Annotated in this window: 22 protein-coding genes; 8 read left to right on the forward strand and 14 right to left on the reverse strand. The window is 63.8% G+C overall.

Translation table 11 applies throughout. The features are described from left to right. Window positions 1-43 precede the first annotated feature (43 nt). On the reverse strand, window positions 44-307 hold the full coding sequence (locus AC3WK8_RS13270; RefSeq protein WP_256592313.1) for a hypothetical protein: 264 nt from the start codon (window positions 305-307) through the stop codon (window positions 44-46). Between the two features lie 124 nt (window positions 308-431). Here AC3WK8_RS13270 and AC3WK8_RS13275 point away from each other — a divergent pair, with 124 nt between their 5' ends. From AC3WK8_RS13275 to AC3WK8_RS13300, 6 genes are all read left to right on the forward strand, one after another. Beyond that, window positions 432-1,295, forward strand: coding sequence for a hypothetical protein (locus AC3WK8_RS13275; RefSeq protein ID WP_103325583.1), 864 nt, complete (start codon window positions 432-434; stop codon window positions 1,293-1,295). Between the two features lie 149 nt (window positions 1,296-1,444). Beyond that, on the forward strand, window positions 1,445-1,693 hold the full coding sequence (locus AC3WK8_RS13280) for an Arc family DNA-binding protein (RefSeq protein WP_022639593.1): 249 nt from the start codon (window positions 1,445-1,447) through the stop codon (window positions 1,691-1,693). A gap of 234 nt (window positions 1,694-1,927) precedes the next feature. Continuing rightward, window positions 1,928-4,114, forward strand: a complete 2,187-nt coding sequence (locus AC3WK8_RS13285) for a TonB-dependent siderophore receptor (protein ID WP_103325584.1) — start codon at window positions 1,928-1,930, stop codon at window positions 4,112-4,114. A 188-nt stretch (window positions 4,115-4,302) separates the two neighbouring features. Then, the gene (locus AC3WK8_RS13290; protein ID WP_103325585.1) at window positions 4,303-5,727 is read left to right on the forward strand and encodes an FAD-binding oxidoreductase; all 1,425 of its coding nucleotides are present in this window, start codon (window positions 4,303-4,305) and stop codon (window positions 5,725-5,727) included. Between the two features lie 23 nt (window positions 5,728-5,750). Continuing rightward, window positions 5,751-6,698 carry a LysR family transcriptional regulator gene (locus tag AC3WK8_RS13295; protein WP_103325586.1) on the forward strand — a complete coding sequence of 316 codons (948 nt, stop codon included), beginning with the start codon at window positions 5,751-5,753 and terminating at the stop codon, window positions 6,696-6,698. A gap of 49 nt (window positions 6,699-6,747) precedes the next feature. Continuing rightward, the gene (locus AC3WK8_RS13300) at window positions 6,748-8,088 is read left to right on the forward strand and encodes an MFS transporter (protein ID WP_103325587.1); all 1,341 of its coding nucleotides are present in this window, start codon (window positions 6,748-6,750) and stop codon (window positions 8,086-8,088) included. 88 nt (window positions 8,089-8,176) lie between these two features. Here AC3WK8_RS13300 and AC3WK8_RS13305 read toward each other — a convergent pair whose 3' ends face one another. The 4 genes from AC3WK8_RS13305 to AC3WK8_RS13320 all read right to left on the reverse strand — a co-directional run bounded on the left by AC3WK8_RS13305 (window position 8,177) and on the right by AC3WK8_RS13320 (window position 11,685). Then, entirely contained in the window at window positions 8,177-8,863 is a 687-nt protein-coding gene (locus AC3WK8_RS13305; RefSeq protein WP_103325588.1) for a hypothetical protein, read from the reverse strand. Beyond that, window positions 8,863-9,768, reverse strand: a complete 906-nt coding sequence (locus tag AC3WK8_RS13310; RefSeq protein WP_404942570.1) for a hypothetical protein — start codon at window positions 9,766-9,768, stop codon at window positions 8,863-8,865. The genes AC3WK8_RS13305 and AC3WK8_RS13310 overlap by 1 nt, the downstream gene beginning before the upstream one ends. 255 nt (window positions 9,769-10,023) lie before the next feature. After that, the gene (locus AC3WK8_RS13315; protein WP_103325590.1) at window positions 10,024-10,953 is read right to left on the reverse strand and encodes a hypothetical protein; all 930 of its coding nucleotides are present in this window, start codon (window positions 10,951-10,953) and stop codon (window positions 10,024-10,026) included. Next, the gene (locus AC3WK8_RS13320) at window positions 10,954-11,685 is read right to left on the reverse strand and encodes an alanyl-tRNA editing protein (RefSeq protein ID WP_103325591.1); all 732 of its coding nucleotides are present in this window, start codon (window positions 11,683-11,685) and stop codon (window positions 10,954-10,956) included. 313 nt (window positions 11,686-11,998) lie between these two features. Here AC3WK8_RS13320 and AC3WK8_RS13325 point away from each other — a divergent pair, with 313 nt between their 5' ends. Continuing rightward, a complete protein-coding gene (locus tag AC3WK8_RS13325; RefSeq protein WP_103325592.1) occupies window positions 11,999-13,030 on the forward strand; it encodes a hypothetical protein in 1,032 nt (343 codons plus the stop codon). Window positions 13,031-13,130: 100 nt separating this feature from the next. Here AC3WK8_RS13325 and AC3WK8_RS13330 read toward each other — a convergent pair whose 3' ends face one another. The 8 genes from AC3WK8_RS13330 to AC3WK8_RS13365 form a co-directional block, all read right to left on the reverse strand. Next, window positions 13,131-13,904, reverse strand: coding sequence for a 1,6-dihydroxycyclohexa-2,4-diene-1-carboxylate dehydrogenase (locus tag AC3WK8_RS13330; RefSeq protein WP_103325593.1), 774 nt, complete (start codon window positions 13,902-13,904; stop codon window positions 13,131-13,133). Window positions 13,905-13,945: 41 nt separating this feature from the next. Then, window positions 13,946-14,959, reverse strand: a complete 1,014-nt coding sequence (gene benC / locus AC3WK8_RS13335; RefSeq protein WP_103325594.1) for a benzoate 1,2-dioxygenase electron transfer component BenC — start codon at window positions 14,957-14,959, stop codon at window positions 13,946-13,948. Between the two features lie 10 nt (window positions 14,960-14,969). Further along, window positions 14,970-15,458, reverse strand: a complete 489-nt coding sequence (gene benB / locus AC3WK8_RS13340) for a benzoate 1,2-dioxygenase small subunit (RefSeq protein ID WP_085598580.1) — start codon at window positions 15,456-15,458, stop codon at window positions 14,970-14,972. After that, entirely contained in the window at window positions 15,455-16,819 is a 1,365-nt protein-coding gene (gene benA / locus AC3WK8_RS13345) for a benzoate 1,2-dioxygenase large subunit (protein ID WP_103325595.1), read from the reverse strand. Before benA ends, benB begins: the two co-directional genes overlap by 4 nt. A gap of 232 nt (window positions 16,820-17,051) precedes the next feature. Further along, on the reverse strand, window positions 17,052-18,008 hold the full coding sequence (locus AC3WK8_RS13350) for an AraC family transcriptional regulator (protein ID WP_103325596.1): 957 nt from the start codon (window positions 18,006-18,008) through the stop codon (window positions 17,052-17,054). 134 nt (window positions 18,009-18,142) lie between these two features. Beyond that, on the reverse strand, window positions 18,143-19,072 hold the full coding sequence (gene catA, locus AC3WK8_RS13355; protein ID WP_085598576.1) for a catechol 1,2-dioxygenase: 930 nt from the start codon (window positions 19,070-19,072) through the stop codon (window positions 18,143-18,145). A 51-nt stretch (window positions 19,073-19,123) separates the two neighbouring features. After that, complete coding sequence (gene catC, locus AC3WK8_RS13360; protein WP_022639610.1) at window positions 19,124-19,414, reverse strand: muconolactone Delta-isomerase; 291 nt, start codon at window positions 19,412-19,414, stop codon at window positions 19,124-19,126. 10 nt (window positions 19,415-19,424) lie between these two features. Then, the gene (locus tag AC3WK8_RS13365; RefSeq protein ID WP_178088035.1) at window positions 19,425-20,573 is read right to left on the reverse strand and encodes a muconate cycloisomerase family protein; all 1,149 of its coding nucleotides are present in this window, start codon (window positions 20,571-20,573) and stop codon (window positions 19,425-19,427) included. A 124-nt stretch (window positions 20,574-20,697) separates the two neighbouring features. Here AC3WK8_RS13365 and AC3WK8_RS13370 point away from each other — a divergent pair, with 124 nt between their 5' ends. Further along, window positions 20,698-21,606, forward strand: a complete 909-nt coding sequence (locus AC3WK8_RS13370) for a LysR family transcriptional regulator (protein ID WP_103325598.1) — start codon at window positions 20,698-20,700, stop codon at window positions 21,604-21,606. Between the two features lie 71 nt (window positions 21,607-21,677). Here the strand turns inward: AC3WK8_RS13370 and AC3WK8_RS13375 are convergent, their stop codons facing one another. Next, window positions 21,678-22,430, reverse strand: a complete 753-nt coding sequence (locus tag AC3WK8_RS13375; protein ID WP_085598570.1) for an outer membrane beta-barrel protein — start codon at window positions 22,428-22,430, stop codon at window positions 21,678-21,680. Window positions 22,431-22,469: the final 39 nt, after the last annotated feature.

A 22,469-nucleotide genomic window follows, 5' to 3' on the forward strand; every position in this document is an offset into this window, starting at 1 on the left:
CATAGCCCGGCCGGCCCCACGAGGGCCGGTCCGGGCCGCCGGCTCAGACCGTATCCAGCACGAAGTACAACACCAGGATCCCGAGGATCACCAGGCCTTCATGGTCATGGCTGAAGCCCCACCAGGCCCCATAGGTCGCCAGGCCAACCAACACCGCCAAGCCCAGGGCGAAGCCGGACATCTTCAGGCGGAACCAGAACGAAGGCCGATGGCACAGGTCGGCGCCCGTGGGTTCCGGCAGCAGCGGATCGGTGGTGGCAGGAGCCAACAGGTACTCGACGATCTTCGGCTGGTTGGGACGCTGCAAGGGTTTTGCGCAAGCCGCTACCGGTGTTTCGTCAGGTACTCGCTGTCCGGCTATTGCCCCAGAATGCAAAGCTGGTACAAGACACGCGCCTGAACCATCACCCCAGCAAAAGGACTTGCCGCCAGTGCCGAGCCTGACCTCGAACAGCCAATTCAAATTCGATCGGATCGATACCCAGCGCAACGCCGCTGGATTTTGGTCCTGGGCTTTCTCCAACCTGCAGACACCCTTTCTGCGCGGACTCCTGATCGAATACCTGCTATGCCAGCACTTGATTGACCATGCCGAACAGATCGCGGGGTGCCTGGTAGAACACTTCACCTGGCAAAATCCTTACCCGGATCACCTGCGCAAAAGTCTGAGGAAAAGTTTCGAGCAGCAGCACCAGGGCGACGTATTCGATCTGCAGCTTACCTGGGGCCTGACCATAGAAATCAAAAGCACTGCCTCACCGCAGAGCTGGCGCCTCGAGCAGACCGCTTGTTGGAACCTGTTGCAGGACAGGAACCTGGTGCGCAAGGCGTTCCAGGCTCACTACTACATCCTCGCCGAACTGCCACAGCCGCTACGGGAAGAACAGGGAGCGATTGTCTTCGATGACACCCGGTTCCACGTGTTATCGAGGCAGGACCTGGAGACGCTAGCCGGCCACAAGGGCTATGTGACCTTCAAGCAGTTCACCCAGCTGTCCCTGTCCAGGCAACAGACTTGCGCCTATCAGTACCTGCCATCGACCCTCCAGGCTTTGGTGGAGCAACGCTTCGCGCTGGCCCGTACCCGGGTCGAACCCGGATGGAAGCTGCCTTTGCCACCGGAACCAGGGGCCTTTCCCTTGGCCGTGGAAACGAAGGGGCGAATCCATGGCGGCTATTACTGCAAGGAGACCTTGAAGCTCCTGCGAAGGATCCCGGTCCTCTGGAGACCGGACATAGAACCCACCTGGAACGATTGGGAACTGATCGGGCTGCGATATGTACCTGAACGCTAGGCAGGTGGTCAGAACCAGCTCCGGTGTTGGGGCTCGATGATTGCCTACTGCTTGCCCAGCACAATCAGCACTTCTTTCAGAATTTTCCTGAAGCCACCCCGCTCATGGCCTTTTTATGATGCGATTTTTTAACCGCTCGGAAATACGCTATGCGCGCACAGGTCCAGAAATTCATCGTCCGTCTTCCCGATGACTTGCATGCGCAGGTCAAGCGCGTCGCCAGGCAGGAAAACCGCAGCATGAACCACGAAATCGTCGACCGCCTGGAGAAGTCCCTGGCCAACGACGATGCCCGCAACATAGACGACAAGCTGGTGGCCCTGCTGCTGCGCCGGGTCGAGTTCCTGGAAAGACAGATCGAAACCCTGCAGAAGGCCAGCGAGGAGTCCAAGCGCTGACCCCCACCCTCGTCGGTGACAACCACCGCTCTGTCGTCCTGCTTCATCGCCTCTTCCGCCTTTACCCCATCGCCGCACCTTGTATGATGGCGCCAGCCCGAAAACCGCGCACCGATCGTCGCCCATACCGACTCGCCAGCCTGCGGTTTCCCCTGCCCGCACAGCTCACCGAACACCAGCTCCAGGAATGCCCTGGCGCCTGCCACGGAACAGGCTGGCCCTCAAGGAACGCCCATGAACCGCACCCACCCGACCGCCCCAGCGCCAGCGCGCACCGCCGGGCACACCCTCAATCGCCTGACCCTCGGCCTGTTGCTGGCCGCCAGCACCAGCGCTGCAGGTGCTGCCACCGAACTACCGACCCAGACTGTCAGCGCTACCCAGGCCTACGGCTACCGCAGCGACAGTGCCTCGGTGGGCAGCTTCGACGAAGCGCCGCTGCTGGACACTCCGGCATCCATCAGCGTGATCAACGAGGACATGATCAAGGACCAGCAGGCACGGCTGCTCAGCGAAGTCCTGCGTAACGATGCCTCGGTAGGCCAGAGCTACGCGCCGGTGGGCTACTACGAGAACTTCGAGGTCCGTGGCTTTGCCCTGAATGCCGCCAGCAGCTACAAGATCAACGGCCGCACCATCACTGGCGAGCAGAACGTGGCCCTGGAAAACAAGCAGCGGGTGGAGTTGCTCAAGGGCCTGTCCGGCCTGCAGAGCGGCGTCAGCGAACCCGGCGGACTGATCAACTACGTGACCAAACGCCCCACGGATATTCGCTCGGTCACCGTCTCCACCGACGATCGCGGCAGCGGTTACCTGGCCACCGATGTCGGCGGCTGGTTCGGCAGCGAGCAGCAGTTCGGCCTGCGGGCCAACCTGGCCCACGAAGACCTGCATTCCTATGTCGAACACGCCAACGGCCAACGGGATTTCGCCTCCCTGGCCTTCGACTGGAACATCAGCCCCAATGCCCTGCTGCAACTGGACATCGAATACCAGAACAAGGAGCAGCGCTCGGCCCCTGGCTACCAGCTGCTGGGCGGGTCGGCGCTGCCGCACCACGCCTCGCCGAAGAAGCTGCTGGCCCACCAGAGCGGCTCGAAACCGGTGACCAACGAATCGCTGAACATCAGCGGCAACTTCGAGTACCGCTTCAACGACGACTGGAAAGGCAACTTGAGCGCCTCGCGTAGCCGGGTGGTGATCGATGACTACAGCTCGTTTGCGTGGGGGTGCTACAAATCCACCAGTTGCTCTGATATCGCAGTGCCTAATTTTTTCAGCCCGGAAGGCAACTACGATATCTACGATTTCCGTAGCCCCGACGACACCCGTCGCAACGATGAAATCCAGGCAGTGCTCAATGGTCGTTTCGATGCAGGAGGACTGGGGCATGAGCTGAGCCTGGGCACCAGCGCGTTCCGCCGAGTGGTAGATCGACGTGAACCTATCAATGAATCGTTCGACAGCGGCAATATCAATAGCGAACCCGATACCCTCCGCCGCTACGCTGGGGCCCTCAACGACTCCCACAAACGCCTGGACAGTCGCCAGTACGGCCTGTTCTTCAGCGACCGCATCAGTTTCAACGAGCAATGGCAGACCGTTCTGGGTGGGCGTGAAGTGCGCCTGGATGAAGAAAGCTTCGACACCAATGGCGCGCGTGAACGCCATACCCAGCGCTACATGTTCCTGCCCCAGGCGGCGCTGATCTACAAGCCGGTGGCCAACCTGTCGCTCTACACCCAGTACGGCAAAGGTCTGTCCCTGGGTGGGCAGGCGCCTTTTTCCACACGCAATAGCGGCACCACCCTGGCCCCCACCGTATCGCGGCAGATCGAGACCGGGGTCAAGTACGACTGGCAGCGCATGAGCTTCACCGCCGCGTTGTTCCAGATGCGCCAGGCCTACCAGTACGCGCGCCCGGACGGCGATGGCCAGTTCACCTATATCCAGCAAGGCCAGCAAAAGAACACCGGTCTGGAACTCTCGGCCAATGGCTGGGCCACCCAGCGCTTGCAGATCGCCGCCAGCGTCGCGGCGATTCGCGCGCGGGTCGAAGGCACCGGCACCCCGGCCTACGAAGGCCATCAGGCCCTCAACGTGCCGCGCCTGCGGGCCAGCCTCCAGGGCGACTACGCCCTGCCCTGGCTCGACGGCCTGGCCCTGCTGGGCGGGATGCAATACAGCGCCAGCAAGTACGCCGACCGCACGGGCAACGTCAGCGCCGGCAGCTACGCAATCTTCAACATCGGCAGCCGCTACAGCACCCGTATCGATGGCTACGACACGGTGTTCCGCCTGACCGTGGACAACCTGTTCGACAAGCGCTACTGGCGTGACGTCGGCGAGTACCTGGGCGACGACTACCTGTTCCAGGGCGCACCGCTGAGCGCACGCCTGAGCGCCTCGATCAACTTCTGACCCCGCGCCTCGTCCCGAGGCGTGCGCAGCCTGCGCCAGCGCCTACACGAAGCCTTGGCCGCCATCTGCCCTCGCGATAAGGCCATCTCCAATCTGCATGACCGACGCCTCGTTCATGCAGTTAGGATATGGGCAACTCCCCACCCTGGCCCGGCCAGCGGTGCGCACAATAAACCGGAGATCGCCCGATGCTGCCCCCTGCCTTCGCTACCCCCGACGTCCCGCCGCTGCCCGCCGCCCTGGTGGACGAACTCACCAACCTCTTGGGCTCGCGCCTGAGCCTTGCCGCCAGCGTGCGCGAACACCACGGCCAGGACATCTCGGCGCTGGATCCCATGCCACCCCAGGCCGTGGCCTTCGTCAATCATCTCGACGAAATCATCGCCGTGCAGCAGGCCTGCCACCGCCATCGGGTGCCGATCATTCCCTACGGCAGCGGCAGCTCCCTGGAAGGTTGGGTCCATGCCCTGCATGGCGGGATCTGCATCGACCTGTCGGGCATGAACCAGATCCTCGAGATCCGCGTCGACGACATGGACGCCACCGTGCAACCGGGGGTGACTCGCAAGCAGCTCAACGCCGCGCTGCACGGCACCGGCTTGTTCTTCCCCATCGACCCTGGTGCCGACGCCTCCCTGGGCGGCATGGCGGCAACCCGCGCCTCGGGCACCAACGCCGTGCGCTACGGCACCATGCGCGAAAACGTCCTGGCCCTGAACGCGGTGCTGGCCGATGGTCGGGTCCTGCAAGCCGGCGGCCGGGCGCGTAAATCCTCTTCGGGTTATGACCTCACCCACCTGCTGGTGGGCTCCGGCGGCACCTTGGCCACGCTGGCCGAACTGACGGTGAAACTGCACCCGATCCCCGAAGCGATTTGCGCCGCGATATGCAACTTCCCCAGCGTCGACCAAGCAGTGCGCACGGTGATCCAGGCCATCCAGCTGGGGGTGCCGATCGCCCGCATCGAGCTGATCGACGCCCTCACCGTGCGCGCCCTGAATGCCTACAGCAAAACCCAATTGAACGAGGCGCCGGGGCTGTTCTTCGAACTGCATGGCTCGCAGTCCTCGGTCAAGGAACAGGTAGAGACCATCCGCCTGCTGGCCGACGAACACGGCGGCCAGGATTTCGAGTGGGCGGTGCACCCGGAAGACCGCAGCCGCCTGTGGCAGGCCCGGCACGACGGCTACTTCGCCGCCCTGGCCCTGCGCCCCGGCTGTCGCGCCCTGACCACCGACGCCGTGGTGCCGATCTCGCGCCTGGCCGAATGCATCGAGGCCACCGCTGCCGACCTGCGAGAACAAGAGTTGTTGGCGCCGATCTTCGGCCATGTCGGTGACGGCAATTTCCATGCGGTGATCCTGGTGGATCCAGGCAGCCCCGACGAACTGCAACGGGCCGAGGCCGTGGCCCAGCGCCTGGCGCAAAGGGCCATCGCCATGCAGGGCTCCTGCACTGGCGAGCACGGAGTCGGGCTGACCAAGCAAGGCTTCATGGGCCTGGAACACGGGCAGCACGCCATGGACGCCATGGCGGCGATCAAGGCCGCCCTCGATCCGCGGCAACTGATGAACCCGGGCAAGATCTTCCCCCGGGGCCCCGTGGCCAACTAGGGCCTGGCCCGCAAGGAGCTGCGATGGAAATCCGCCAGCTGAAGTACTTCGTCGCCGTGGTCGATGCCGGCAGCCTGTCCCGGGCCGCACGGGAAGTGCACGTGGCGCAATCGGCCCTGAGCAAGCAGATGGCGGCCCTGGAGGCCGACCTCGGCGTGCAGCTGTTCCAGCGCAGCAACAGCGGCATCAGCATCAATGAGTCCGGCAGGCTGTTCTACGAACATGCCCAGGGCCTGCTCAAGCACCTGCGCGCTGCCCGTGCGGCCATCAGCAGCGAGCCCGGAGCGCTCACCGGCAGCATCGTCGTGGCCCTGCCCCAGAGCGTGGCCAGCATCGTCGCCCTGCCGCTGATCCAGGCCGTGGCCCGGCGCCATCCCAAGGTCGAGCTGCAACTGAACGAGGAACTCACCGGCAACCTGGTGGAGCAACTGGTCCGGGGCCGGGTCGACATCGCCCTGTTCAGTCCCTTCGGCCTGCCCCCGCAGGTGCGCTTCAGCCCGCTGCTCGAAGAGGACTTCTACCTGATCCATCGCGCCGACGATCCCCATGCCCCGCCGCCCGGGGCCGTGACCCTGGCCCAGGCCGTGGCCCGGCCGCTGGTGTTTCCCAGCCGCGCCCACAGCCACAGCACCCGGGCCTGCGTCGACCAGGCCCTGGAGCGCTTGCAGCTACCGCCCGCCACGGTGGCCATGGAGGTCAACTCGGTGCACATCCTCAAGAGCGCGGTGGAGGCCGGCATCGGCCCCAGCATCATGCCGCTGAACCTGGCCCTGCGCGAAGTCGCCGAAGGCCGGCTGGTGGCCCATGCCATCAGCCCCAGGGAGGTGTTTCGAACCCTGGGCATCTGCGTCTGCGCCGCCCTGCCCGAGAGCAGCCTGCGCAGCACCATCGCCGACCTGATTGCGCAGTTGGTCCGCGACATGTGTCGATCCGGCGAATGGCCGGCCACCCGCCTGCTGCCCGAACCCTGAGGCACGTTTTTCATCAGCCGCTCACACAACAAAAATAAAGAGGCCCACCATGAACCAGTCCCAACAGCCGCCCACGGCCCTCGACGATGCCGCCTTGCAGCCGGCCTATAGCAAGACCGCCTGGCGCATCATCCCCTTGCTGATCCTGTGTTACCTGGTGGCGTACCTGGACCGGGTCAACGTCGGTTTCGCCAAGCTGCAGATGCTCGACGACCTCAAGTTCAGCGAAGCGGTGTATGGCCTGGGCGCCGGGATCTTCTTCGTCGGCTACCTGCTGTTCGAGATCCCCAGCAACGTCGCCCTGCACCGCTTCGGCGCCCGGCGCTGGATCGCCCGCATCATGGTCACCTGGGGCCTGTTGTCGGCGGCCATGATGTTCATCCAGACACCGCTGGCCTTCTACGTCCTGCGCCTGCTGATCGGCATCGCCGAGGCGGGTTTCTTTCCCGGCATCATCTTCTACCTCACCACCTGGTTTCCCAGCCGTCGCCGGGGCGTGATGACGGCCCTGTTCATCATGGCCCTGCCGATTTCCAGCCTGTTCGGCTCGCTGATCTCCGGGCTGATCCTGCAACACCTCGACGGTGTGTCCGGCTACGCCGGCTGGCAATGGCTGTTCGTGATCGAAGGCCTGCCCGCCGTGGCCCTCGGCGCCGCGGTGTTCTTCCTCCTGCGCGACCGCATCGCCGATGCCCACTGGCTCACCGTAGAGGAGCGCCAGGGCATGCAAGCCGCCATCGACCGCGAAGCCGCGCAAAAGCACAGCCACCGCCTGCGTGACGGCCTGTTCCATCCGCAGATCTGGCTGCTGGGCGGCGTGTACTTCTGCCTGGTGCTGGGCCAATACGTCATCAGCTTCTGGTTGCCCACCATCATTCGCAACAGCGGTGTACAACAGCCCTGGGTCATTGGCGCACTCACCGCCCTGCCCTATGCCGCCTCCGCGATCAGCATGGTGCTGGTGGGCCGCAGCTCCGACCGCCATGGCGAGTACCGCTGGCACCTGGCGATCTGCGCCTGCATCGGCGCCCTGGGCGTGGCGTTCGGCACTTTCTTTGGCGACAACCTGATGCTGGCCATGTTCGGCTTGACCATCGGCACCGCTGCCATGATCAGCAGCCTGCCGGTGTTCTGGGGCCTACCCACGGCGGTGGTGGGTGGCGCGGCAGCCGCTGCGGGCGTGGCGCTGATCAACACCCTGGGCAACGTGGCGGGACTCTTCAGCACCATCGTGGTGGGCTGGCTGACCCAGGTGACGGGCAATACCCAGGCCGCGATGTACTTCATGGCGGCGATCCTGCTGATCGGTGGAGGGCTGGGGCTGATGGTCAAGCCCGTGCGCAAGCGTGCCGCGCTACAACCGGCCAGGTTCCAACCCACGAACCCCTGAGGGGCAGGAGCCAGCTGGCCGGGGCCGGCGAACGGTGGATCGCCTGCCCCCGGCCGCGACCTTTTTCAGCGCGGCCGCTAACGGTGGCTCAAGGCTGCGCTTGGAAACGCCCACTGTTGGGGTTCCACTGGAATCCCGGCAACTTGCAGTCCTTGAAGCCAATTCGCAATTGCTCCCCCTCGAGCTGCAACTGCAAGGTATCCACCCCCAGGTTCGGGCACCCCGGTGCACTGACCGCCAAGGTCTGCAAGGGTTTGCCAGTGGACTTGCGCATGACCTCCACCGTCGTGATCCGTCGATCGCTGCCCTGCATCGGCACCTGGAAATACCAACGCTTGGTGGAAGCGCTCTGCAACAGCGTGGTGACCGGCTGCGGCCAGGAGCGGTCCGAATCCACCAGGCCCACCAGTTGCAGCGCAATCGGCAAGGTCTTGCCCGTGCGATAACTGGTCCAGGTGCCGCGCACCTGCTCCTGCTGGCGGGAGTTCATCAGGTCATTGAACTGCAGGCGCGCCACCGGCAAACCCTGCTCGTCCAACTCATCCATGGCCAGCGTCTTGTTGCTGAAGCTGAAGCTCGGCTTGAGGCGGATCGGCGTGCGATAGCGCTGGTAGGCATAGGTGCCCTGGTAGACCGCATTCTGATTGCCCAGGGTCAAGACAATGGCCTGCTTGCCCAGCGTCCCCGTATACACCCCATGGGCCGCCTGCGCGGGCATCATCCAGGCCAACAGCAACACCACTGCCAGCCCACGAAAAACAGCGACCGCCCCCATCAGAAACGCTCCTCGCCAGATGACAGGTACTGCAGCCGATCAGGGCTGATCACTCGGTAGTAATCCCAACGCCGGATGCGTTTGTCGTAGTCGATGAAGTCCTGCTTGCTGAACTCCATCTGGCCACCGGGCGCAAAACGCAGGGTGCCATCCACCGCGAACTGCTCCAGCAATGGATGGCGCAGGTAGGCCTTGGTCGCCGAGTGATACAGGTAATATTGCGCCGGCGCGCACGACGCCCCGCCACCTTGGCCGCTCACGCTATAACCCTGCACCTGGAAGTCCACCGTGCCATCCCCATCGAAATCCGCAAAACCCAGGGTTCGCGTTCCGATAGCGGCCAGGCACCACTGCCCGGCCACCTCCTGCACCACCTGGCCGGTGGCGCGGCTCAGCATCCGGATATTGTCCACGCGGCCCGTGTCTTCCCCGGCATGGCGCAGGGCATGCACGCGGAAATAGAAATCCTTGTCCTGCACCGGCTGCAACAGCTCCCCGTCGAATGCCTCGCGCCGGCTACCGGCAAAGCGCATCACCCGCTGCAACTGCAACGGCTGCTGCCCACCCGTGCGCAGATCGATGAAAGAACCCTGCAGGGAATCAGCCCCTTCGCTGAAGGACTGCAACGACACGGCAGCGGCCGGCAGGGTCGGGTTGTCCATGATATTGATCAGCAGCTCCTCGCCCTGGCGAAACGGCGTCAGCTCCAGGGGAATGGGCAACCGCTCGGCTTCGCTGAACCAGTAGCCGGACATGCCGCCGCCGTATTGGGAGTCGTAGGTCAGGGCCAGTTCGACCGGGGTGTCGCCGAGGGTGCCCCGGTAGGTAGTGGTGGGGTCGGCGCTGGCACCAGGACTGCTGAGCGCCAGGCCCAGCACGAGCGCTGGGACGAGGCCGCGAAGCAATTGCCGCGGATCCGGCCGGCAACGCCATCGGCCAACCCATGTTCGCGTGGCGCTAGCCCAGGACTGGCTCATGCTTGCGTTCCTTGCACTCGGGAAAAAGGCGCGCAGGATAACAAAGTTGGTCGCAGGACAGAGGGAAGTTTCCCGCACTGGGCCGACAACCTGATGAAACCGTCACTCTGACACTTGGTCGTTGCTCCATCCCGTGCCATGGAGCCCCTTAGCCATCTCCGCGCCAGCCTTCGCGCTGCACCCCTAAGTGCTCTTGGGAGAGCGGGCAGCCCGCCCGTCATACTCCGGGCGACCCGACACCACCAGCCCGAAGAAGTAGGGTTGGGCACCGGGATCTTCCAGCTGCCCCGCGGATTTGTTGTGCACTTCTATCAGCGAGAACAGCTCGACCAGGCGGTCCTGGATCTGTTCGATCTCCGCATCCCTGAGCGTCACCATCGAGCTGTACTTGAACGACCCGGACATATCGAAATATTCGCTTTGCTCGGGCTTGGACAACGAGCGATCGATCTCGGCGCGCAGGAAGCGGTCCTTGAGCGCCAGGGCCTCGGCCGTCCTTGGCATCCTCAGCGTGGGGGCATGCCGCACGAAGGGCGCCTGCGGGGTGCTGCGCTCCTTGGCGACCAGGGCCAGGAAGGCTTCGGTTCGCTGATCGTAGGCAAGGCCCAGCTGCTGGCAGACCAACCGGACTTCAGCTACCGAGGCGCTGTCCACCATGTACAGATAGGTCATCAACGGCAGCAGTTCGAACTGCTCGTTGAACGCCGCGATGATTTCCTGGGTCACGATGAATTCGCGCTCGTAGCGGCTCAAGCTCAAGGCGCGGCGCAAGATCCTCGAATCATGTTCGCGCAGTTCCAGCCGGGCAGGCAGGTCCGTGACCTCCACGCCCTTGCCAAACAGCATCTCGTGCACCTGGACCGGCAACAGGTCGCGAAAGTAGTGCCAGTAGTAATCGAAGCTCGACTTGCTGGCCGGATCGATGCCAAGACAGTCATGCAGCTCGACGGCGGCGTCATTGCTCAGGTGCTTTCTTCCCGACTCGACATCACGGTAGTAATTGGCGGAAAAAGGGAGATTCACTTCTGCAAGAAAAGTGGAAATCTTCAGGTGGCCCCTTTCGATGCGCAATTGGCTGAGGAATGCCCCGAAGGCCTGTTTGTGCTGCGTCAACTATCGAACCTCCGCGGATAGGGTAACCGCCACTCGAGTGGTGTTTTTCCGGACTTTCATACTGGCGGACACCTCGCCTATCTCCTGGGTATTGCCGACATGCACGCCACCACAGGGGATCGACCACTGCCCGCATCGCCACCAACGATATCCCTGACCTTGGCTGGCGTCGGCTTGCGTTGTTATTTCATGACCCGCAGCACAGAACGCGTTCAAGGCATCGGCTGCCCGCTGCAGGCTCGCTTCATCGAACTCGTCGACGAATTCATATTGATTTTCCCCACCCTCGTCACTCAAGGGCGAACGGATCGGGGGTGGCAAGGAACGCCCAAGGGTTCGCTCGAGCATGCAGTGCATCAGGTGCATTGCCGAATGGATGCGCATCTGCCGATAGCGCAGCGGCCAGGTCAGGGTCGCGACGGCCTCTGCTCCACTCAGGCATTGCTGCAACAGTTCGAACGCCTGGTCATCGATGGCCAGGTAATGGCGGATCTGCCGATCCTTCTTCCGGGTGCCGACCACTTGCAGCACCCGCTCGACACCATCCACCTCCTGACCCGCCACATGCAGCAGCCCCCGGTCGCCCAGTTGCCCACCACCCTGGGGATAGAAAACCGTTGCGCTGAGCACCGCAAAAGGCAAGCCCGAATCGTCGCGTTCGAGCCGCTCGACAGTACATTGCGTTTGCTTGAGGTAGGGGTCTTGGTGGAACAGAGGAAGCGTTTCGTCCATGTTTGCCTCGAGCACCTGGCTGCGGCCAGTTCATTGGGTTGAGCGAGAAACCCGCTTGTCCAACGCCCGCGGGTGAGCCTCGACGGATTTTGTAACAGCGGCCAGCCATAAATTCAACAAACGGAATTATTTTTCTTTCACAAGATTAATAAAATGCGTCACGACAGCGCTGGCGATCCGCGCCGCACCACTGAACCAAGCGGTCGATATGACAGGAAAATGATCAGCCAGGCAGGCATCCAAGGTGCATGCCAAGCCCAACGCGTGCATCCGTTATGATGCGCTCCTGTCAGACAACTGGAAGTCCGCCCCTATGCTCAAACCCCTCGCCATCCTGGCCCTGACCGGTGCTTCTGCCTACGCCGGCGCCGCCTCCACCGACCTTGCCGGAGTCTGGAAAGGCACCCTGGGGAAGCACTCGATTACCGCCTGCTTCAACGCGGCTCCCAATAGCAACGGCAGCTACTACTACCAGCGTTTCGTCACGCCGATCCAGCTGACCCAGGCACAGGCCGGCGAGCCCTGGATCGAAGACGGCCAGACCGGGTATTGGCAGCTCGACGCGCCCCAGGGCGATCGCCTGAGCGGCACCTGGAGCAAGGCCCCGGGCGACACGCCATTGCCTCTGGCACTGACGCGCACCAGCACCGAAGGCTGTGGCGGCGATGCCTACAACGGGCCGCTGGAGGCCGCGCCGCTACCGGTCAAGGTGCAGAGGAAAGAGTTCGAAGGACACCGCTATCAGCTCAGGACCCAGGGCGCCCAGGTCAGCCTCAGGCTGGAGGGCGATGCCCCGGCGCTGAAGAAGATCAATCAACAGCTGGAACGCCTGGCCATCAGCCCCGAAGGCCAGGAGGAGTTCTTCAGCGAGCGCCGCGAGTACCTGGGGCGCAATGGCTCCGGCTATACCAGCGAAATCAGCGTCGAGCCCCAGTACTGGTCGTCGCAATGGATCACCGTCAAGTTCTATCGCTGGACCGCCGGCATGGGACGCAACGGCATCAGTTGGGGCCTGCACAGCTGGAACCTGAAGACGGGCGAACGCGTCGACCCCTGGACCTGGGTAGGCGGGCGCCAGCAGTGGCACGACCCCTACTCCGGCCAGGTGAAACTGGCGCCGGGGTTCGCCGCCTGGCTGGAGAAACAGACCTCCGTGGACGAAGGCTGCCCGGCCGTCAGTAGCTACTCGACCTTCGACCTGAGCTTCGACACCCAGGGCTTGCAGCTCTCGACGCCCCCCTATGGTGATGGTTGCGACAATGAGCTGAGCTTCACCTGGGAACAGTTGGCGCCGGTGCTGTCGGCCCAGGGCAAGGCGGCATTGCCGAGTTTGCGCTTGCCTTAGTAGCGCTCACCGCCAGGTGTGAACAGCATCCAACAGCCGGACGGCCGTGCCGCCCTCATGCTCAAGCCTGGCCAACACACCCGCGGTTCAGCCAGCCGACTCAGCCCAGGTCGCCACCGCCCACCGGCAGCACCGTGCCAGTGATGTAGGAGGCTTCGTCGCTGGCCAGGAACAGGATCGCCGCCGCCTGTTCATCGACGCTGCCGTAGCGGTGCATCAGGCTGCTGTCGAGGGTCTGCTCGACGATCTGCTGGTACCAGGCCTGCTCCTCGGGGCTCGGCTCGGCGCTGTTGCGCGGGATACGTCGTGGCGGCGCCTCGGTACCCCCCGGCGCGGTGGCGTTGACCCGCACGCCACGGCCGGCGGTTTCGAAGGCCAGGCAGGCGGTGAGTGCGTTGATCCCGCCCTTGGCCGCGCCGTAGGGCACGCGGTTGAGGCTACGGGTGGCGATGGACGAAACGTTGACGATGGCGCCACGCCCCTGTTCCAGCATCTGCGGCAAGGCAGCGTGGCAGCACCACAGGGTCGGGAACAATGAGCGGCGCACTTCAGCCTCGATCTCCTGCGGCTGGTAGTGCTCGAAGGGCTTGGCCCAGATCGTGCCGCCAACGTTGTTGACCAGCACATCGAGGCGACCGAAGTGGGCGATGGCGGCGGCCATGATCCGGCTGCATTCGGCGTATTGCTCCAGATCGGCGGTCAGGGCCAGGACCGGGTAGCGGGGGCTGAGTTCGGCGGCCAGTTCGAAGACCAGCTCCGAGCGATCCACCAGCACCACGCGGGCGCCCTCCTCGGCCAGGCGTTCGGCGACACGACGACCGATGCCCTGGGCGGCACCGGTGACCAGGGCAACTTGGTTGTGAAAGCGGTTCATGGGGACCTCGACAGCAGCGTAGGAGTGAAGGTGATGGGGGCTCACGCCACACTGGCGGCGAATTTCTCATAATAGAAATTCGCCGGGGCAATGCCCTGTTCGCGAATGAACTGGCTCACCGCCTCGACCATCGGTGGCGGCCCGCACAAGTACACGTCCACATCCCCCTGGTTCAGGTGCGCCGGCTGGATATGCTGGGTCACGTAGCCCTTGTGCGGGTACTGGCTCTGGGGATTGGCCACGCAGGCGCTGAAGCTGAACTGGGGGATGCGCTTGGCAAAGTCCTCCAGGCGATCCAGCGCCACCAGGTCCAAATCATTGGTCACCCCATAAATCAGGTGCAAAGGGTACTCACTGCCCTGCTCGGCGATCTTCTCCAGCATCGCGGTGAACGGCGCCAGCCCGGTGCCACCGGCCAGCAACAACAAGGGCCGGCGGATGTCCCGCAGGTAGAAACTGCCCAGGGGCCCGGCCAGGGTCATGCTGTCGCCGGATTTGGCGAGGCTGGTGAGGAAGCTGCTCATCAGGCCACCGGGCACATTGCGGATCAGGAAGCTGACCTCGCCATCGCGCTGCAGGGAGCTGAAGGAATAGGCCCGGGTCTGCTGGCTCCCGGGCACCCCGAGGTTGACGTACTGCCCCGGCAGGAACGCCAGCTGGCTCAAGGACTCGCCCTTGATCGACAGAGCGATGGTGCTATCGGACAGCTGGCGCACCGCGCTGATGCTGGCCTGGAAGGTGGCCTGCGCGGCGCGGCAGACCTGGGACGAGGCCGGCACCCGCACCACGCAGTCGCCCAGGGCGCGCATCTGGCAGGTGAGGACGAAACCCTGCTCGGCTTCGGCGGCGCTCAGGGCATCGTCGATGTAGTCCTCCCCCAACTCGTAGCGCCCGGCTTCGGCCAGGCACTTGCAGGTGCCGCAGGCGCCGTCGCGGCAGTCCAGGGGAATATTGATGCCCTGGCGGTAGGCGGCATCGGCCACGGTCTCATTGGCATGGGCAGTGATAAAACGGGTCACGCCGTCTTCGAAATTGAGTGCGATTTGATGGCTCATGGCAGTCGCCTCAGAGGTGGTAGATATCGACGACCTGGCGAACGTAGTCGTTCTTCAGGATGACTTTCTTGGCCTGGATAAGCGGGTTCTCCCCTCGCAGGTCGAGGGTGTAGAAGCTGCTGCCGAAGTAGCTGTCCACGGTCTTGTAGCGAAAGCTCAGGGTGTGCCAGTTGAAGCGCAGCTGGCACTGGCCGGCGCCCTGCTCCAGCAGCTCGATATTGCTCAGGTTGTGGGAGGTGCGGGTGTCGGGAATGCTGGCGCTGGAGCGCTCGGTCTTGATGCGGAACACCCGGTCTTCCAGGCCGCTGCGGTTGCCGTACCAGATCAACGAGATTTCCCGTTGCGGGTCTTCGGTCAACTGGTCGCTGTCATCCCAGGACGGCATCCAGAAGGTGGCGTCCGGGGCGTAGAGCTCCAGCCAGCGGTCCCAGTCCTTGTCGTCCAGGTAGCGGGCTTCGCGGTACAGGAAATCGCGCACGGCGTCGTAGGAAATAGTCATTGCAGCGCCTCCACGTCGATCTGCCGTGACGCCTCACGCTCAAGGACCGCCAGCAGGGTCTGCTGCCAATACTTGTGCTGCATCACGAACAGCCCTTCGTCCTCGGTGCGCACGCCACTGAGAATCGGTTCCAGGTCGATTTCTTTGGCTGCGTCGTCCGCGCCCCGGACCCAATGCTCGGCGCCGCGAGACATGTCGTTCCAGGCCGTGGTGCTGCCCTGGTAGCCCAGTTGGCAGGAGCGGAACTCCTCCAGATCGTCCGGGGTGGCCATGCCGCTGACATTGAAGAAGTCCTCGTACTGGCGGATGCGCCGGGCCCGGGCTTCGTCGCTCTCACCCCTGGGAGCAATGCAGTAGATGGTGATTTCGGTACGGTCCACGCAGATCGGCCGGGCAATGCGGATCTGCGAGCTGAACTGGTCCATCAGGTAGACGTTGGGGTACAGGCACAGGTTGCGCGAATTCTCGATCATCCAGTCGGCCCGGGCCCGGCCGAAATCCCGGGCCAGCGCATCGCGACGTTCGTACAACGGACGATCCTCGGGGTTGGACCAGCGGGTCCAGAGCAGCATGTGGCCTTTGTCGAAGGAGTAGAAACCGCCGCCCTGCCTGGCCCAGGTGCCGGCACTCATGGTGCGGATGTCTTCCCCGGCCTCGCGCTGTTTGCGCTGGTTCTGGGTGGCAGCGTAGTTCCAGTGCACCGAGCTGACGTGGTAGCCGTCGGCGCCGTTCTCGGCGGTGAGCTTCCAATTGCCTTCATAGATATAGCTGGAGGAGCCGCGCAGCACTTCCAGGCCATCGGCGGACTGGTCGACGATCATGTCGATGATCTTCGCCGACTCCCCCAGGTGTTCGACCAGGGGCAGCACGTCGGGGTTGAGGCTGGCGAACAGGAAGCCGCGATAGGACTCGAAGCGCGCAACCTGGGTCAGGTCGTGGGAGCCTTCGCAGTTGAAGCTGGCCGGGTAACCCGCGGCGGCCGGATCCTTGACCTTGAGCAACTTGCCGGAGTTGTTGAACGTCCAGCCGTGGAACGGGCAGGTGAAGGACGCCTTGTTGCCGGTCTTGTGTCGGCAGAGCATGGCCCCGCGATGACTGCAGGCATTGAGGAAGGCATTGAGTTCGCCGTGTTTGTCGCGGGCGATGAACACCGGTTGCCGGCCCATGGTGGTGCTGTAGTAGTCGTTGGGGTTGGGAATCTGGCTCTCGTGGGCCAGGTACAGCCAGTTGCCTTCGAAGAGGTGCTGCATCTCCAGGTCGAACAGCCGGGGGTCGGTGAACATCTCCCGCTTGCAGCGGTAGACGCCCTGGTCGGGGTCCTCTTCAAGCAGGGAATGCAGGTATTCGGGTCGCAGGGACATGGCTGGTGCCTCCATTGTTTTTATTCAGGCAGGGCCATGCTAGGGCGCAGTTGCCGTGGACAATATCCATTGCCTGCAGACCTGTATCCGTTTTCTGCAAAGGCCCTGGAGCGGCTGCGACCTTGAGGCTGGTGCTGGTTCGGCTGGAGATCGCCAGGCAAGGTCCTGCGGACCTTTGCGCAGCCCCGAAGGCTCGGCAGCGGCTAGAGCCGATGGGCCGAGAGGCGGAGGCTCAGTGGCGACGCTTGAGGGTATCGGAGGGCAATTCGCCGTATTGCTGGCGGTAGCTTTGGGCGAAGCGGCCCAGGTGCAGGAAGCCGAAATCCAGGGCCAGCTCGGTGACGTTGCGCACCGGGCTTTGCGGGTCGCTGAGGCAGGCGTGTATCCGTTGCAGCTTCTGCTGGCGGATGTAGTTCTTCGGCGTGGTGCGAGCGTTACGCTCGAACAGGCCATACAGCGAGCGCAGGCTCATGCGCGCCTGTTGCGCCAGCTCTTCGCAGCCGATGTCGTGTGTGAGGTTGCGCTCGATATAGTCGGCAATCCGCTCGAAGGTCGCCGCCGAGGCGCCCAGGGCATCACGCTGCACGTTGGTCTGCATCAGCCCCAGCAGTTTGCCCGCCAGGACCTGTGCGTAATGCGCCTGGACCCTGGGCAGGGTTTGCCGGGCTTCGGCCTCCTGGCACAACAGGCTCAGCAAGGGCACGAAGCCCTCCAGGTCCTGCAGCCGATGACGCGGCTGGAGAAAGCGCACGCCCTGCCTTGGGTACTGCCAACGCTGCTCCTGGCAGGCGTTTTCCAGCAGGCGGGTGGGAATCTTGATGATGAATTTTTCGCAGTCCTCGGAATAAGTCAGGTCCACCGGGTCATCGGGGTTGATCAGCAGCAGTTCCCCCGGGGCAAAGCAGTGCTCCTGGCCTGGACCGCGCCACAGGCAATGGCCGTGAAGCAACACTTGCAGGTGGTAGATACTTTCCAGGGCCGGCGAGGTGACGCGCACACTGCCGCCATAGCTGATGCTGCACAGATCCAGGCTGGCCAGGGTCCGGTGCTGGAGGCTGGCCTGGGGATGGCCGGCCCGGGGCAGGCGAATGCAATGGCTGCCCACGTGCTGGTTGACGTAACCGGATACGGCATAAGGATCGGCTTGAACAAACACGCTGCTGCGCTGGCTCAACAGAGGCATCTGCATGATCGGCTCACTCTGATGGTTCTTCTCGGGCCTGCGTTCAGGCCCGTCACCCAGGCTCATCGGCCAGGCACAACGGCAAAGGCCACGGGCACCTGGGTCGGTGCTCCGTGGCCAGACCAGGCATGGCCGGCGGTTCAATCCTCCAGGGCGCGGACCCGCTCGTTGCGCTGCTGTTCCTCAGGCTGGGCCGAGGATTGCAGGGTGAAGTCGAAGTCGATCTCGGCGAAGCGCCCGCTGACACCCAGCGCCTTGGCCCGGGCCTGGTCTTCGCTGAAGGTGATCTGGGCGATCAGCTCGTCGCGAGTGGCGTAGGCGAAATCGTCGTGCAGGTACTGGTCGCCATCCAGGTTGATCTGGGTGGTCAAGTGGCGATGATCGTCTGCGCTGATGAAGAAATGGATATGCGCCGGACGCTGGCCATGGCGCCCCAACTGATCCAGCAGTTGCTGGGTCGGGCCATCCGGCGGACAACCGTAGCCCGACGGCACGATGCTGCGAAAACGATAGCGGCCCTCGGCATCGGTGACGATGCGCCGGCGCAGGTTGAATTCCGACTGGCTGCCATCGAAGTAGGAATAGGTGCCGCCGGTGTTGGCATGCCAGACGTCGACGATGGCGCCGGCCAACGGCTGGCCGGCGGTGTTGCGGACCTGGCCCTGCATGAACAGCACGACGCCAGGATCGATGCCATCGTCCAGCCGCGCCTCGCCCTGGCTCAGGGGCGCGCCAGCCACGTACAGCGGGCCCTCGATGGTCCGTGGAGTACCGCCGCTCTTGCCGGCCTGCTCGTCGGCGGCATCCATCAGCAAGTCCAGGTAATGCTCCAGGCCCAGGCCCGCGGCCAGCAGGCCGGCCTCCTGGCGAGCACCCAGGACATTGAGGTAGTTGACCGCCTTCCAGAACTCCTCGGGGGTCACTTGCAGGTCTTCGATGATGCTCACCGTATCCCGCAGGATGCGGTGCATGAGGGCCTTGGCCCGCGGGCTACCGCCTTCGGTGAACTGGCCGCTGGCCTCCTCGAGGAACTTCTGGGCGCTGGCGGTGTGGGAAATCCTGACGTTCATGATCGATCCTCATCTTGTACTTATTAGAGTGGTGAACGGGCTGGCACGGACTCAGCGGTCATCCTCATGAATGGACGAAGGATGCCTGCACATGGCGTCGACTTCGATGGCCATGTACGGATACAGCGGTAATTGCATCAGGGTGTCGTGCAGTTCCTGCACGCTGTCGACATCGAACACGCTGTAGTTGGCGTACAACCCGGCGATGCGCCACAGGTGGCGCCATTTGCCCGCGGCTTGCAGGCGCTGGGCCAGGGCTTTCTCATCGGCCTTGAGTTGCGCGGCGCGCTCGGGATTCATATCGACCGGCAGGTTCACGGTCATCTTGACGTGGAATAGCATGCAGCCCTCCTCAGGCGTGGTGCAGCACGGGGGTGGTCTTGTCGCGGCGGAAGAACGCCAGCCGCTCCTCGTCCAGGCTCAGGCCCAGGCCCGGGGCCGTCGATACATGCAGCTGGAAGTCGCGATACAGCGGCGGCTCGGCGAGGATGTCCTCGGTCAGCAGCAATGGGCCGAACAACTCGGTATCCCAGGCCAGCTTGCCCAGGGTCAGGAAGGCGTGGGCCGAGGCCAGGGTACCGACGCCGCCTTCGAGCATGGTCCCGCCGTAGAGGCCGATACCCGCTGCTTCAGCGATGGCGGCAGTACGCAGGACGGCCCGGGGGCCACCGTTCTTGGCGATCTTCAAGGCGAAAATCGACGCCGCGCCCTCCCGGGCCAGGTTGAAGGCATCCTCCACGCATTCGATGGACTCGTCGGCCATGATCGGCGCCGGGCTGCTGGCGTTCAGGCGCACCATGCCGGCGCGGTTGTTGCGCGAAATGGGCTGCTCGACCAGGTCGATGCCGTTGTCGCCCAGGATCCGGCAGGCACGCAGCGCCACGGCTTCGTCCCAGGCCTGGTTGACGTCGACCCGCACGCTGGCGCGTTCCCCCAGGGCCTGCTTGATGGCGATCACATGGGCCAGGTCGCGCCGTACCTCGCCGGCGCCGATCTTCAACTTGAAGATCCGATGGCGGCGCAGCTCGAGCATCTTCTCGGCCTCGGCGATGTCCTTGGCGGTATCGCCGCTGGCCAGGGTCCAGGCCACCGGCAAGGCATCGCGCACCCGACCGCCCAGCAACTCGCTGACCGGCAGGCCGAGGCGCTTGCCCTGGGCATCGAGCAGGGCCGTCTCGATACCGGATTTGGCAAAGGTGTTGCCACGGATGCCCTGCTCCAGGCGCAACATGGCGGCGTTGATATTGCTGGCGTCCTGGCCGACCAGCAGTGGCGTGAAGAAGCGATCGATGTTGGTCTTTATGCTGTCCGGGCTTTCGTTGCCATAGGCCAGGCCCCCGATGGTAGTGGCTTCCCCCAGGCCCTCGATACCATCGACGCAGCGCAGGCGGATCAGCACCAGGGTCTGGTTCTGCATGGTGTGCATGGCCAGCTTGTGCGGGCGGATGGTCGGCAGATCGACGATGATCGTTTCGATCGATTCAATGGCAGAAGCGTGCATTTCCATACCCGTCAGGTTCTTGAAATTCTGCCGGCGATTCTGTCCCGGCTTTTTACGGGGTTCCAATATAGAATTGGTCTAGCTTGATACCTTAAAGGTATGCACTCGCCACTGGAGAGTTGTCATGGAATTGCGTCATCTGCGCTATTTCCAGGTGCTGGGGGAAACCCTGAATTTCACCCGCGCCGCCGAACGCCTGCACATCGCCCAACCGCCCCTGAGCCGGCAGATCCAGCAGTTGGAAGACGAGCTGGGGGTACTGCTGCTGGAGCGTGGCCGGCCACTGCGCCTGACCGCCGCCGGACGCTTTTTCTTCGAGCACTCCAACCGGGTGCTGGAGCAGCTAGGCAAGGTCTGCGACAACACCCGGCGCATCGGCCTGGGACACAAGACCTGGCTGGGCATCGGTTTCGCGCCCTCGACCCTGTACGGCGTACTGCCGCAGTTGATTCGCCGGCTACGCAGCAACGAGACCCTGGAGCTGGAACTGGGGCTCTCGGAAATGACCACCTTGCAACAGGTGGAAGCCTTGAAGGCCGGGCGCATCGATATCGGTTTCGGTCGGATCCATATCGACGACCCGGCCATCGTGCAGAAGGTGTTGACCGCAGATCACCTGGTGGTCGCCCTGCCCGCCGGGCATCCGCTGCTGGGACAACCGGTGAGCCTTGCGCAATTGGCGCAGGAGCCCTTCGTGCTGTACCCGGCCAACCCGCGACCGAGCTACGCCGACCATGTGATCGCGCTGTTCAATGCCCGGGGCCTGAACCTGAAGATCGCCCAGTGGACCAACGAATTGCAGACCGCCATCGGCCTGGTGGGCGCCGGCATCGGCATCACCCTGGTGCCGGCCTCGGTACAGGTGCTGCACCGCGACGACATCGGCTTTTGCCCGCTGCTGGAAACCGAGGCCACCTCGCCGATCATTCTCAGCCACCGGATCGGCGAACCCTCGCCAGGGCTCACCCACTGCCTGCACCTGATCGCCCAGCTGCGTGCAGAGATCGGGCGCGAACCATCCACGCTCAGCTGAAAGCACAACCGCCGGCCCCATCGAAGGACGGGGCCGGCGGTTTTGTCGCGGCTTGAGGCGAGCTGCCGCCCTTAGAAGGTCAGGCCGACCTTGAAGCCGTACTCGTCACGCTTGAGCTTGGTGTTGTCGGCCACAGGCGTATCCTCGTCCAGCTTGTACTCGGTGTGGGTGTAGTAAACCCCGGCCATTACCGGCAACGAACCGTTCTGGTTCATCAGGAAATTGACTTCGGCATAGGGGTTGGTGCGGTTCTTCAGGTCCACGGTGTCGCTGCCGACATCATCCACCTTCAAGCGTGCCCGGCCATTGATGGTATGACGGGCCCCCAGCTCCACGCGCATGGTCACGTCGTCGAACTGGTGGTTGTAACCCAGAGCCGCCTTGGCGAAGGGTGACTTGTTGGTGAGTTTCATGTCGTAGTCGCCGGTGTCCGGCTCGTAGCGGGTCCAGGTGTAGCCACCGCCCACCAGCACATCGACGAAGTTGCGCGCATCCAGGGCGGCGCGCCAGCCCAGGTCGAGGTCGGCCTGGCCTTCCTTGAGCTTGTTGTCGTTCTTCTTGCCGAACTTGGCTTCGATCCCGGCCTGGTAGATCAGGCCCGACTCGGCGGTCATCTTGTTGCCGAAGTTGTAGAACACACCACCCTCGCCCAGGTGTTCCTTGTCACTCTGGCTACCGCCTTCGAGCTTGAAGTCGTTGTAGCTGCCGAGAATCCCCAGGGTGGAGATCGGCCCGGTGTTCGGTGCGGCCATGGCATTACTGGAAAGCGCCAGCAAGGTGGCGGCAGACGTGCTGGCCAAGAGGGTTGCGAATACCTTGGACATCGTGTGTGAATCTCCCTGTTTGAGAAAGGCAAATGCTGC

The sequence above is a fragment of the Pseudomonas sp. FW507-12TSA genome (assembly GCF_058781435.1).

What these genes read in the sequence shown, in the direction of transcription:
- AC3WK8_RS13280 (WP_022639593.1), top strand. Translation starts at nt 1,445, where the DNA reads ATGCGCGCACAGGTCCAGAAATTCATCGTCCGTCTTCCCGATGACTTG.
- AC3WK8_RS13285 (WP_103325584.1), top strand. Translation starts at nt 1,928, where the DNA reads ATGAACCGCACCCACCCGACCGCCCCAGCGCCAGCGCGCACCGCCGGG.
- AC3WK8_RS13290 (WP_103325585.1), top strand. Translation starts at nt 4,303, where the DNA reads ATGCTGCCCCCTGCCTTCGCTACCCCCGACGTCCCGCCGCTGCCCGCC.
- AC3WK8_RS13295 (WP_103325586.1), top strand. Translation starts at nt 5,751, where the DNA reads ATGGAAATCCGCCAGCTGAAGTACTTCGTCGCCGTGGTCGATGCCGGC.
- AC3WK8_RS13300 (WP_103325587.1), top strand. Translation starts at nt 6,748, where the DNA reads ATGAACCAGTCCCAACAGCCGCCCACGGCCCTCGACGATGCCGCCTTG.
- AC3WK8_RS13305 (WP_103325588.1), bottom strand. Translation starts at nt 8,863, where the DNA reads ATGGGGGCGGTCGCTGTTTTTCGTGGGCTGGCAGTGGTGTTGCTGTTG.
- AC3WK8_RS13320 (WP_103325591.1), bottom strand. Translation starts at nt 11,685, where the DNA reads ATGGACGAAACGCTTCCTCTGTTCCACCAAGACCCCTACCTCAAGCAA.
- AC3WK8_RS13325 (WP_103325592.1), top strand. Translation starts at nt 11,999, where the DNA reads ATGCTCAAACCCCTCGCCATCCTGGCCCTGACCGGTGCTTCTGCCTAC.
- AC3WK8_RS13330 (WP_103325593.1), bottom strand. Translation starts at nt 13,904, where the DNA reads ATGAACCGCTTTCACAACCAAGTTGCCCTGGTCACCGGTGCCGCCCAG.
- benC (WP_103325594.1), bottom strand. Translation starts at nt 14,959, where the DNA reads ATGAGCCATCAAATCGCACTCAATTTCGAAGACGGCGTGACCCGTTTT.
- benB (WP_085598580.1), bottom strand. Translation starts at nt 15,458, where the DNA reads ATGACTATTTCCTACGACGCCGTGCGCGATTTCCTGTACCGCGAAGCC.
- benA (WP_103325595.1), bottom strand. Translation starts at nt 16,819, where the DNA reads ATGTCCCTGCGACCCGAATACCTGCATTCCCTGCTTGAAGAGGACCCC.
- AC3WK8_RS13350 (WP_103325596.1), bottom strand. Translation starts at nt 18,008, where the DNA reads ATGCAGATGCCTCTGTTGAGCCAGCGCAGCAGCGTGTTTGTTCAAGCC.
- catA (WP_085598576.1), bottom strand. Translation starts at nt 19,072, where the DNA reads ATGAACGTCAGGATTTCCCACACCGCCAGCGCCCAGAAGTTCCTCGAG.
- catC (WP_022639610.1), bottom strand. Translation starts at nt 19,414, where the DNA reads ATGCTATTCCACGTCAAGATGACCGTGAACCTGCCGGTCGATATGAAT.
- AC3WK8_RS13365 (WP_178088035.1), bottom strand. Translation starts at nt 20,573, where the DNA reads ATGCACGCTTCTGCCATTGAATCGATCGAAACGATCATCGTCGATCTG.
- AC3WK8_RS13370 (WP_103325598.1), top strand. Translation starts at nt 20,698, where the DNA reads ATGGAATTGCGTCATCTGCGCTATTTCCAGGTGCTGGGGGAAACCCTG.
- AC3WK8_RS13375 (WP_085598570.1), bottom strand. Translation starts at nt 22,430, where the DNA reads ATGTCCAAGGTATTCGCAACCCTCTTGGCCAGCACGTCTGCCGCCACC.